The 12,020-nt window shown below is 43.8% G+C and carries 9 protein-coding genes and 1 tRNA gene; 3 read left to right on the forward strand and 7 right to left on the reverse strand.

The window, feature by feature from the left end; all coding sequences use genetic code 11:
• Positions 1 to 100 precede the first annotated feature (100 nt).
• From RIB93_RS32740 to RIB93_RS32750, 3 genes are read left to right on the forward strand one after another with little or no spacing between them, the layout of a single operon-like run.
• Positions 101 to 6,064 (forward strand): protein kinase domain-containing protein, encoded by a 5,964-nt coding sequence (locus RIB93_RS32740; protein WP_446379545.1) that lies wholly within the window; start codon positions 101 to 103, stop codon positions 6,062 to 6,064.
• The gene (locus RIB93_RS32745) at positions 6,061 to 6,507 is read left to right on the forward strand and encodes a response regulator (RefSeq protein ID WP_446379547.1); all 447 of its coding nucleotides are present in this window, start codon (positions 6,061 to 6,063) and stop codon (positions 6,505 to 6,507) included. The genes RIB93_RS32740 and RIB93_RS32745 overlap by 4 nt, the downstream gene beginning before the upstream one ends.
• 10 nt (positions 6,508 to 6,517) lie before the next feature.
• A complete protein-coding gene (locus RIB93_RS32750; RefSeq protein ID WP_446379549.1) occupies positions 6,518 to 7,285 on the forward strand; it encodes a response regulator in 768 nt (255 codons plus the stop codon).
• A gap of 63 nt (positions 7,286 to 7,348) precedes the next feature.
• Here RIB93_RS32750 and coaBC read toward each other — a convergent pair whose 3' ends face one another.
• The 7 genes from coaBC to RIB93_RS32785 all read right to left on the reverse strand — a co-directional run bounded on the left by coaBC (position 7,349) and on the right by RIB93_RS32785 (position 11,699).
• Positions 7,349 to 8,554, reverse strand: coding sequence for a bifunctional phosphopantothenoylcysteine decarboxylase/phosphopantothenate--cysteine ligase CoaBC (gene coaBC / locus RIB93_RS32755; RefSeq protein WP_446379551.1), 1,206 nt, complete (start codon positions 8,552 to 8,554; stop codon positions 7,349 to 7,351).
• Positions 8,551 to 8,763, reverse strand: coding sequence for a protein IsiD (isiD, locus tag RIB93_RS32760; protein WP_446379553.1), 213 nt, complete (start codon positions 8,761 to 8,763; stop codon positions 8,551 to 8,553). The genes coaBC and isiD overlap by 4 nt, the downstream gene beginning before the upstream one ends.
• 204 nt (positions 8,764 to 8,967) lie before the next feature.
• Positions 8,968 to 9,041 (reverse strand) — tRNA-Pro (locus tag RIB93_RS32765).
• Between the two features lie 78 nt (positions 9,042 to 9,119).
• Positions 9,120 to 9,491: a DUF1818 family protein gene (locus tag RIB93_RS32770; RefSeq protein ID WP_446379555.1), complete on the reverse strand. Its 372-nt coding sequence runs from the start codon at positions 9,489 to 9,491 to the stop codon at positions 9,120 to 9,122.
• Positions 9,488 to 10,642 (reverse strand): hypothetical protein, encoded by a 1,155-nt coding sequence (locus RIB93_RS32775; RefSeq protein ID WP_446379557.1) that lies wholly within the window; start codon positions 10,640 to 10,642, stop codon positions 9,488 to 9,490. Before RIB93_RS32775 ends, RIB93_RS32770 begins: the two co-directional genes overlap by 4 nt.
• Before the next feature lie 116 nt (positions 10,643 to 10,758).
• Positions 10,759 to 11,364, reverse strand: a complete 606-nt coding sequence (locus RIB93_RS32780; protein WP_446379559.1) for a hypothetical protein — start codon at positions 11,362 to 11,364, stop codon at positions 10,759 to 10,761.
• A 161-nt stretch (positions 11,365 to 11,525) separates the two neighbouring features.
• The gene (locus tag RIB93_RS32785; protein ID WP_446379561.1) at positions 11,526 to 11,699 is read right to left on the reverse strand and encodes a hypothetical protein; all 174 of its coding nucleotides are present in this window, start codon (positions 11,697 to 11,699) and stop codon (positions 11,526 to 11,528) included.
• Positions 11,700 to 12,020: the final 321 nt, after the last annotated feature.

Raw genomic sequence — 12,020 nt, forward strand, 5'->3', positions numbered from 1 at the left:
TATAAAAATAAAGAGACACTTTCCCATCAAAATGCTACCGTTTTTAGATAGACGTACCATTCCTACGTCTGGAACAGCGAATTAATAGGGAAATCCCACCGTGATTATCCTTCCAGGTTACCAGATTCTCGCCAAAATCTACGAAAGCTCCAATTCTATAGTCTATCGGGGCATCCGACAGGTCGATACTCAACCTGTTATTTTGAAACTTCTCCAACCTGACTATCCTACGTCTGAAGAACTTAGCCGCTATAAAACGGAATACGAAATTACTCATAACTGGCAACTGGTGGGTGTCATTCACGCCTACGACTTACTCGCTTATCAGAATAGGTTGGTTATCGTGTTTGAAGACATTGGTGGAGAATCCTTAAACGTATTACTCAAGACAATAAAACTTTCACTGTCCGATATTCTGGACATCGCGATTAAGATTACAGAAGGCTTAGGTCAAATCCACGCCGCTAATACAATTCATAAAGATATTAATCCATCAAATATTATTTTCAATCCGGTAACGGAACAACTAAAAATTATTGATTTTGGTATCGCGGTTCGCGTATCCAGCGAAAATCATTCGCTCAAACAATCGCCTAGTGTAGAGGGAACATTAGCCTATTTATCACCAGAGCAAACTGGACGGATGGATTGCCCTCTAGATTACCGCACAGATTTTTATTCCTTAGGTGTCACTCTTTATGAACTATTAACCGATCATCTCCCTTTCGATAAAGATGAACCCATAGAGTTGATTTATTGCCATCTGGCTCAACAGCCTCTCCCCCCTCATGTAACGTTGCAGTCAAACGTCGTAGAAAAGGAGGACAAGGAAGCAGGCGAAGACAAAGAAGATGGGGGAGTTGACTCAAAACTCAGTCAAGGCGGCTTCGGCACAAACGTTACCATCAATAGCGAACAGAAAGTTCCTAAATTTATCCCTACAAACCTAGTTACAGATGAGCCTAGCGTTGGGTCAATACTCAACACTCAACAGTTTCCCTATCATCAATTAGTTTGTCCTCAAGCCATTTCCAATATTGTCATGAAACTATTGGAAAAAATACCGCAAAATCGATACCAAAGTGCTGTAGGAATCAAGGCAGATCTAGAGTATTGTTTAGAGCAATTAAAAACAACGGGCAAAATTAAAGAATTCCCCATTGGATGTCATGATCTGGGCAAATTTTTGCAAATTCCCCAAAAACTTTATGGTCGAGAACGTGAACTTCAAGCACTCCTCGCCGCTTTTTTTCGCATCGCCTGTTCCCCAAAGGGGCAAGGGGCAATAAATACCCAAAAAGGGCTGAGTGAAATCATTCTGATTACGGGTGATGCTGGCGTTGGTAAGTCCGCTCTAATCCAGCAAATTCGTCCATCTATTATCCAGAAAAGCAGTTATTTTATTACTGGAAAATTTGATCAATTTCAACGCAATACTCCTTGTTCAGCTTTGGTTAATGCCTTCTCCAAATTAATCCGAAAAATTTTAACTGAAAGTGAAGCAAAACTTAGGCAATGGCGAAAAATATTACTGGAAACATTAGGTCGCAATGGACAAATTATTATCCAGGTCATTCCAGAAGTTGAACTGATTATTGGTACTCAGCCAGAAGTGCCTGAATTAGGATTGGCTGAATCCCAAAATCGCTTCCATTTAGTATTTCAAGCCTTCATGCGGGTTTTCTGTCAACCTGAACATCCTTTAGTCATTTTTTTAGATGATTTACAATGGGCTGATGCAGCTACCCTCAAGTTGCTGGAATTCATTTTGACAGATGACCCAATCCACCATCTATTCCTCATTGGTGCGTATCGAGACAATGAAGTTGATCCGAATCATGCTTTAATGATTAGCTTCGATAAAATTTGTAGTCTTGGCGTTATTCTTAACCAAATTATCTTAACCCCCCTGAACCGGGAACGAGTTATTGAGTTAATCTCCGAAACCTTACACAGAGATGCTCAATCTGTTACTGCTTTAGCAGAACTAATAGTGCGTAAAACCGCAGGAAATCCTTTTTTTATTAAAGAATTTATCAAAACCCTCGCCCAGGAAAATCTGATTTTCTTTAGTTCTTCTACCAACGAAGGTTCAGGTCAGTGGACTTGGGATATCGACCGGATTGAAGAAACGGCGATTACAGATAACGTGGTGGAGTTGATGATTGGCAAGTTGAAAAAACTTCCGGAAAGCACTCAACATGTTTTAAGTTTAGCCGCTTGTATCGGAAATCATTTTCAACTCGATTTACTTGCCAAAATTTGTGAGAGAATTCCGAATGAAACCTGGGATGATTTATATCCAGCCATTCAGTTAGGATTAATTGAACCCCAGACAAAAAATCCGCAAAAATATTTTCATTTAATTCAACATTATAAATTTTCGCACGATCGCGTACAACAAGCGGTTGATGTTTTAATGGATCAAGCAACAAAAGAAACCGTTCACTGGCGCATTGGTCGGCTGTTGCTTGCCCAGCTATCCCCCTATCAAAAATATGAGCGAATTTTTGATATTGTTGATCATCTCAATTGGAAAGCTTACGCGATTACCACCACTCACGAACGACTTGAATTAACTCGGTTAAACTTAGCGGCTGCCAAAAAAGCGAAGTCAGCAACGGCTTATACCGCCGCTAGAGATTACCTAAACTACGGACTATTAACCTTAAGTGAAACAAGCTGGACTGACCAGTATTCATTAACATTAAAACTTCATAAGGAACTCGCTGAAGTGGAATATTTGAATGGCGACTTTGAATCGTCACAGCATTTAATTCATCAGAGTTTAATTCACGCTAAATCCGTGGTGGAACAGGCTGAACTGTATAACCTGCTTATTGTTCAGCATACCATGCTAGCCAACTATGAAGAAGCCATTAAAGTCGGACGCCAAGCCCTCAAAAAAATCGGCATCGATTTTCCAGACACTAATGTAAAAAGAGGCTTAAATCGTGAATTATCTGACTTAAAACGAAATTTAGGAAATCGGCACATTGCCAGTTTAATTGATTTACCATACATGACCGACAGGGTGACAAAAGCGGCAGTAAATTTACTATTAAGTCTCGATCCGCCCACGTATTTCTTTGATCAAGATAGTTATGCCTGGGTTACGGTAAAACTCGTCAATTTATCCCTACAATATGGCAATGCTCCTGAATCAGCTAAAGGCTATTCTAATTATGGATTACTCCTGGGTTCCCTTTGGGGAGATTATCAGTCTGGGTATGCCTTTGGTTTACTGTCTTGTCAACTGAGCAAAACGTTTAATCATCCAATTTATATCAGTCGCACCCATCATTTTTTGGCGACATTTTTGAATTCCTGGGTCAAGCCGATTCAATGTGCTGAGTCGATTAATCATGAAGCTTATCAGGCGGGAATGGAAGCTGGGGATTTTCAATATGTTGGCTATATCTTAAACAATCAATTTCATAATGCCTTTAATCAAGGCTCAAGCTTAACCGATGTCCTTACCCAAGCGGATACGTTTTTGCACTTTAGCCGCAAAACTCAAAACCAATGGGTAACAGACATGATTTTAGCCTGTAAACTGCCTATTTGGAATTTATGTGGACGAACGGAAGCTAAAGAGGTATTTGATACTGATGAGATGAGTGAAGCCAATTATTTAGCCACCTGCCATACTTATCAGACGTTTGGTGGTCTTTGTACATTTTACAGTATTAAAGCCTGGGTTCTCTATCTCTACAACCAACCCGAAGCAGCACTTAATTGCATTAAATCAGCCGAAAAATACCTGCCCTTTATTCGTGGTTTATACATCCAAGCTGAACATAATTTTTATATATCTCTGATTTTAACTGCACTCTATCCTCAGGCGGCGGAGAGTCAACAAGCTGATTACTGGCAAACATTGATTATTGCTCAAGCTCAGATGAAAGGTTGGGCAGATAATTGTCCAGAAAACTTTCGGCATAACTATGTATTAATCAATGCAGAAATGGCACGGATTTCTGGTCAAACGGAAAAAGCAATGGACTTCTATGATCAAGCCATTGATTTAGCCAAAACCAATGGGTTTATTCACCATGAGGCTTTAGCAAATGAATTAGCCGCTAAGTTTTGGTTGAGTAAAGGCAAGGTAAAGTTTGCTCAACTCTACATGCAAAAAGCACGCCATGGCTATCAACATTGGGGTGCTAAGCGAAAGGTTGAAGATTTAGAGAAGACTTATCCTGGCTTATTTACCGACGCCTTAACCTCGGTTAATATCAAAGATACACTTACCAATTCAAATACAGACTCAGTATCGGGGAGTCATCTTGCCGCTGTGCTAGACTTGACCACAATTATTAAAACATTCCAAGCGCTTTCCAGTGAAATTGCCCTCGATAAGTTGCTGATTAGCTTAATGAAGCTTTTAATAGAAAATGCTGGGGCGACACAAGGCGTTTTACTCTTGGATTGGCAGGGACAGTTACGGATTGAAGCAATTTGTCGAGGGGATTTGGATAGTATTGCTGTCTTGCAATCGATTCCCTTAGAAACCAGCCAAGATATTCCCACCGCGATTATTCATTATGTCAGCCGGACGCAAGAAATTTTAGTCTTAAATGATGCCACGTCTGAGGATAGATTTATTAACGATGCCTATATTCAGCAAAATCAACCCAAATCTATCGTCTGTGCGCCACTGCTAAATCAAGGACAATTAATTGGACTGTTTTATCTAGAAAACAATTTAGCGATCGCGGCATTTACGCCCGCAAGAGTTGAACTCTTAAATCTAATATCCGCCCAAGCCGCGATTTCGATTGAAAATGCTCGTCTGTGGCAAAAACAAGCGGAACTTAATCATTCATTAAAAGCGGAAATTGCCGAACGCCAACGCACAGACGCAGCTTTACGTAAAAGTGAGGGACTTTATCGAACCCTGACACAAAACTTTCCTAATGGCAGTGTTTTATTATTTGATCGAGAGTTACGCTTCTTGTTAGTAGAAGGGGAGGGGGTAAGGGCTGGCGGTTTTGAACCGGAACAGTTAAAAGGAAAAACGATTACAGAGGTTTTATCACCCGATGTTTGTAAAATAATCGAACCCCTGTATCAGTCAGCCTTAGCCGGAGAAACCAGGGTATCGGAAATTACATTTGCCGATCGCACCCATCAAATCTATACCCTGCCGGTGAAAAATGAGCGGGGTGAAATTTTTGCCGGGATGGTAATGTCTCAAGATATCACCCTGCAAAAACAAGCGGAACATATCTTACAAAATGCGCGATCAGAATTAGAACGGCAAGTGGAAGAACGCACCCAAGCTTTAACGACGATGAATACTATCTTACAGACGGAAATTTCTGAACGTCGTGAGGCGGAAGCAAAACTTAAAGAACTCACCCAGGAACTACAACGTTCTAATCAAGAATTGGAACAATTTGCCTATATTGCTTCCCACGATTTGCAGGAACCGTTACGCGCTGTGGCAAGTTATACCCAACTTTTACAACAAGACTACCTCGATCAACTTGATGAATCCGCCCAAGACTATATGGCGTTTATCATTGATGGTGCAACCCGAATGCGCCAGTTAATTCAAGCCTTGCTGATGTATTCTCGCCTAGGGACTCGTCCACCAGAGGGGAAACCGACCGATTGTAATACCATCCTACGTCAGGTGACTGAGAATTTACAGGTGGCGATCGCACAAAGCCAAGCGACGATTACCTACGATTCCCTCCCCACGGTTCAGGCTGATCCCACTCAACTGATCCAACTGTTTCAAAATCTGATCGCAAACGCGATCAAATTCTGCCGCGATCGCCCACCTCACATCCAGATTGAGGCACAATTAATAGAGAATGCATGGCTCTTTCAGGTAAAGGATAATGGAATTGGGATTAAACCCAAATACCTCGACCGTATCTTTGTCATCTTCAAACGTCTCCATACCCGGCGCGAGTTTTCGGGTACGGGTATTGGTTTAGCCGTTTGTAAGAAAATTGTCGAACGCCACGGTGGACAGATTTGGGTGGAATCTCAACCTGGAGTTGGTAGCACATTTTTCTTGACCCTTCCCTGTTTGATATCCTCGCTATGAGCAGCCATTATAGATTTAGACCCATTGAAATTTTACTGGTGGAAGATTCCCCCAGTGACGCGAATCTGATCCAGATCAGCTTTAAGCAAGCTAAAATTGCCAACAACCTGCGTTGGGTGGAAGATGGGGAAACAGCCCTAGACTACTTACTCCAGCAGGGGGATTATACGAACAGTCCCCGTCCGGATTTGATTGTTTTGGATCTGAATTTACCGGGAATGGATGGTCAAGAAGTATTAACCTCGATCAAATCAGACCCCACGCTCAAACGGATTCCAGTGATCGTTCTCACAACTTCAGAGGATGAAGAGGATATACTCAAGTCTTATGAACTGAATGCCAACTGCTATATTACCAAACCTATTGATATTCAACAGTTTATGCGAATGGTTCAACTATTGGAAGAATTTTGGTTAGCGGCGGTTCAATTGCCCTCGGAGTGATACCAGTCCTATGGACAAACAACTAATTCATGTCCTATTAGTGGAGGATAGCCCTAGTGATGCTCGCTTGCAGCGTCATCGATTTTCTCGTTTAGACCCAAGCGAATGGCAACTTCATCATGTTGAACGACTCGCTGATGCGATTGAGAGTTGTACGAATCTCCCCATTGATGTAGTTTTGTTAGACCTGAATCTTCCTGATGCTGATGGCTTAGAAACCGTTACTGAATTTCGAGAGGCGATTCCTCATCTGCCCATTGTTGTGTTAACGGGAGCCAATGACGAAGAATTAGCCCTAGGAGCAATGGCGCATGGGGCGCAAGATTATTTACTTAAGGATGATATTACAATTCCCTTATTAGTGAAAACGATTCGTTACGGGATTGAACGGGGACAAATTCTCAAAAAACTCCAGGATAGTGAACGACGTTTCCGGGGAATTTTCAATCAAACCTTTCAATCCATGATGTTGCTGACTCCAGAAGGACTGATTGTGGATATCAATGAAACGGCATTAAATGCGAGTAGCTATAAATTAGATGATTTGTTAGGTTTACCTGTATGGAAACTGGAGTGTTGGAATCACTGCCCCTCTATACAGGAGTGGTTGAAAGCGGCGATTAAAAAGGCGGCTAACGGTGATTTGGTGCGACAGGACGTTCAGTTTCGGAAACCGGAACGTGTGATGATTCGTATAGATTTTTCGCTTAAACCGTTAAAAGATGAAGCCGGAAAAGTGGTTTTACTGATTGCTGAAGGACGAGATATTCATGAATAAGGCTGTTCGTAGTCAGCACTTTAGTGCTGGAAAAATCAGCCTTTTGAGGCACTAAAGTGCCTACTACAAACACGAGCTAATAAAATTAAGCAAGGCGTGGGCGAGTTCAAGTTTGCTGCACGGTTGAACCGACTCCTGGCGTCCCTGTTTATCGATGAAAATGGCTTGATTGGTCTCGCTGGCAAATCCCACATTCGGCTGGTCAATGGGATTGGCGGCGATCGCGTCTAAATTCTTGGCGTTTAATTTTTCTAAGGCGGGCTTGACAATATTGCCAGTTTGTGCTGCAAACCCGATTAACTGTTGATGGGCTTGTTTGCGCTGTCCTAACTCTGCCAAAATATCGGGTACAGGTTCTAAAGCTAAGGCAGTGGGAAGCTGGGCTTTGGGTAATTTCTCTGAAGTATGATCAGCAGGTTTGACATCGGCGACGGCGGCTGCCATAATTACCAGATCGGCTTCGGGGAAATAGGCGAACATGACCTGACGCATTTCAGCCGCACTGACAACGGAAATTGCCTGAATATCGGGGGGAATGGGTTCAGTTATGGGTGCATGGACTAATACGACTCGTGCGCCGCGATGTTTGGCGGCTTTTGCTAATGCCAGTCCCATCTTACCTGTAGAGGGGTTGCCAATAAAGCGTACAGGGTCTAAATGTTCTCTGGTGCCACCGGTACTAATTAACACCTGTTTGCCGACTAAATCCTGCTTACCGCCTGTATATAACACCGAATAAATGGCACTCAGAATCTCTGAGGGTTCTTCCAATCGTCCCGCACCGACGCGATCGCACGCCAATCGTCCGACACCGGGTCCGACGCTATGATACCTGGAATTGCTCAAAACTTGCTGCCAATTCCGTTGTACCGCCTGCTGTTCCCACATATCCGTATTCATCGCTGGGGCAAGGAGTACGGGACAATGGGAGGCGAGAACGGTATTGGTTAATAAATTATCCGCTAAACCGTGAGCTAATTTGCCCAACGTGTTGGCGGTAAGCGGGGCAATCACGAATAAATCAGCCCATTCACCCAACTCAATATGAACGGGGCGATCGTGAATCGGTTGCCAAAATACGCGATCGGTATACGCCTGATGGCGCGAGAGGGTGGAAATAGTCAGGGGGGTGATAAATTCTTGAGCGGCTTGGGTGAGAATCACCCGAACTTGCACCCCAGCCTGAAACAGAGTGGAAATAACCTGACAAACTTTATAGGCGGCGATACCACCGCCTATACCTATCAATACTCGCTTAGACTCATTCACGCTTCATCATACGCTTCTAGGTCTAGCAAGTAGAGGTAGGGTTCTGCCAACTCCGGACGTTGGAAGGCTAGCGTCCGCAGCAAATGCCAGTCATCTAGTCCCGCAAACGCATTTTCATATTCGTCCTGTTCTAAACGTCCTGCTAATTTAGCAACATCCTGTTTCGTGAAAGCCGACAAATCACACTGGGACATGGTTAACGTTGCCATTGCTCACGCCTCTCTTGAATCGGATTGATGTACACTGCGGAGATCGCTATTACTGCCGCGTTTCTATTATCGCCATTCAAGGACAGAACTGGGGACTTTTTTTGTTAAGGCTTTGTAAGGTTTTGCGGTTTGCGTCATGAAGCCCTAACCTAAGAATTAACCCTAGAGACATCAAAATCTCTAGGGTCAATTTTGGTTTTGCGATCGGAGCGGCGGGATTTGAACCCACGACCCCCACTACCCCAAAGTGGTGCGCTACCAAGCTGCGCTACGCCCCGTGAAACCTTTCCTAGGTTATCATAAGATTCATCATTTATGCAAGCGGGTCGCCCCTACACACAAAGGCGGATTTGGTATCAAAATACTTGTAGAGACTGAGCCGCTTGCAGTAAACCGGGAACAGCTTGGGCTTGCCAACTCCCCTCACAACGACGTTCCCGGTTCAAAATGAAGCGTAGCGTATAGGCAGAAGGATAACCTTCGACTTCCATCCAGAGCAAGTCACTTTCGGCTTCGCAGGTGACTTTCTCCTCATCGACCAACTCATAAGCGATGTCTTCAATGGCTTGAGCAAGCTGTGCTAACAATCGACAAAAATCGTCTAACTCCGCCTGAGTCAGCTCGATTGCCCACTCATCGGTACCCACTAACCCCTGATAATGAGTGGCCTGAGCATTCCAACCTAGACGCCAACCTGAGCCACTTTTGACAATTCGTTCCGTGGTCATTGGTCACTCTTTTCCAACCAATCTCGGATTACCATCTCAACGGTATGAGGAGATACCCCAACCAACAGGGCTAAGGCTTCTATCAACAGGGCAAAGGTTTCATCTAGCATTCGGGAAATTGTTTCAGCGCCAAAGAAGCCCAAAAACTGATTCAAAATTGTCTGGGCTCGTTGTTCAGGTATTGGGTTATTGGTTATTTGCATAGTTAACCGCACCCATTGGCGGCGAATTAAACAAGCACGTTTTCGCTCATCAGCTGATTCTGGAGTGAGTAAATTCAGATCTCCCACAGATATCACGAGCCGACAATCCTGATCAAATCTGCCCCCGACAGCAGCACCGGGTCCAGCAAACTCGGCATGATAGCGCTTATAGAGAATTAAACCATTTCGACGACGCGAATTAACGATTAATAACTGCTTATTTAACCCCCAAAAAATTTCAGGCATTGTTACTATTGGCGACTTTTTAGGTGATTGTGGTGGATTACCTGAACCCGATATTTTTGTACTTGGATTTCCCGATTCCGGAAATGATTTAGGCGAATAATTCACGATTAAGGAATGATTCCTTAGCCAATCTCGGATGATCATCTGAATGGTATGAGGCAACACCCCAGCCAACAGCGTAAAGGCTTCTACCAAAAGAGCAAGGGTTTCGTCTGGCATTTGGGCAATCGTTTCGGTGTTAAAAACTTCCCTAAAGTAACTCAAAATATTCTGTGCGCGTCTGGCTGGTGTTGGGTGATCCGTTATTAGCCTGATCAGTTGCGCCCACTGGCGGCGAATTAAATAAGCTCGTTGTCGCTCCTCGGCTGATTGGGGAGTAAGCAGCTTTAGATCACCCACAAGGATTACCTTCCAACAATCCTGATCCAATATTCCCCCGAAAGCAGCACCGGGTCCCGCAAATTCGGCGTGATGCCGTTTACATAGAATTACACCAGTATTCGAGCGACGCGGATCAACAACTAATAACTGATTATTGAAGCCAAACTCTTCAATCATTGATGCTTTAGGGGGTTTGGGTGGATAACCTGAACCTGATGTTTCTGTACTTAGAGTTTCCGATTCCGAGGATAATTTAGGTGAAGAATTTACTATCCAGGAAGGATTGAAACTCTCCCGAACTGGATTGGGGGAATGGTTCATGGTTACTCTGTCATGAGTTTACTAATGTTTTAACTCAGACAGTAAGTTGTATCATTGGTGCTTGATTAGGATGAGTCCAATATTGACAAAACGTAATATCCTCATCTGAAGCATTATTAGTTCCTTGGCGAATCTCGAATCATCTGAATTGTATAAGGAAATACACCCACCAATAGGGCAAAGGCTTCGTCAGGTATTTGGGCAATTGTTTCGGCATCAAAAAAGCCCTCAAACTGACTCAGAATCTTCTGGGCACGTTTGGCTGATGTGGGATGATTGGTTATTTGTATCGTCAGTTGCGCCCACTGGCGGCGAATTAAACAAGCACGTTTTCGCTCATCGGCTGATTCTGGAGTGAGCAACATCATATCCCCCACAGGTATCACTTGCCGACAATCATGATCAAATATTCCACCGACGGCGGCACCGGGTCCAGCAAACTCGGCGTGATAACGTTTATAGATAATTAAACCATTCCGACGACGCGGATCAACAATTGATAACTGATTATTTAACCCACATTTTTCAGTCATTGATAATTTTGGCTTTTCGGATGGGATATCTAAAGCCGATGTCATTGATGATTTGGATGGTTCAGGCGAGACACCTGAATCTAATGTCTCTGTGCTTAGTTTGTCCGACTCCGGGGATAATTTAGGCGAATGATTCACTATCAAAAAATGATTGGAATTCTCCAGACCGAGATTTTTGGGCTGGTTCATTGTTACTAGGGCAGGGGTTTACTCCTGTTTTAACGCAATCGCCGTTGTACAAACTCCTAATCGCTGCCAATTGAGCTAGGATTGCATCCTCAGTATCATAGTCCAGCAATTCTGGTGCTGCTGTTGGGGAAACAGTTTCAGACGAGTGACTTCCTTCCCACTCAATGGTACGCTGAGAGTGCTTCTGCTAAAAGGACGGGTTCACCATAACCCAATTCCTGGCGGATGCGGGTAGAATCGACCACCCAATGCTGTTCTAAATTGTAGGGCAAACTCCAACTATCTGACATCAGGGATGGCGACGCAATTACGACTTCACCTGTCCATCCAGCCACTTGTCCAATGCGTCGAATCCGTTCTGCTTCCGTCGGAAATTGTGCCTCTGCTATATTTTGACATCCTCACCGCCCTACAAGGACGGTGATTCCCTACCAGTCGAACAGTGTTTGCACGTACTCACACAATGACCGGAACTCATGCCATCACAGCAAACTACTATTCATCCTACTATCTATCTATCGAAACGTGGGGGGAAAGGGGGAGCAATAGAACCCCGTCCTCAGCGGAACGAAGTGTAGCAGGGCGGGGATGCCTTCACTCCCCCAAGTCAAAAATAGGCATTCAATATGCCTGTTTTTGACAAGTCTCGGTTTTCT

This window comes from Coleofasciculus sp. D1-CHI-01, assembly GCF_040218875.1.
GTDB lineage: Bacteria > Cyanobacteriota > Cyanobacteriia > Cyanobacteriales > Coleofasciculaceae > Coleofasciculus.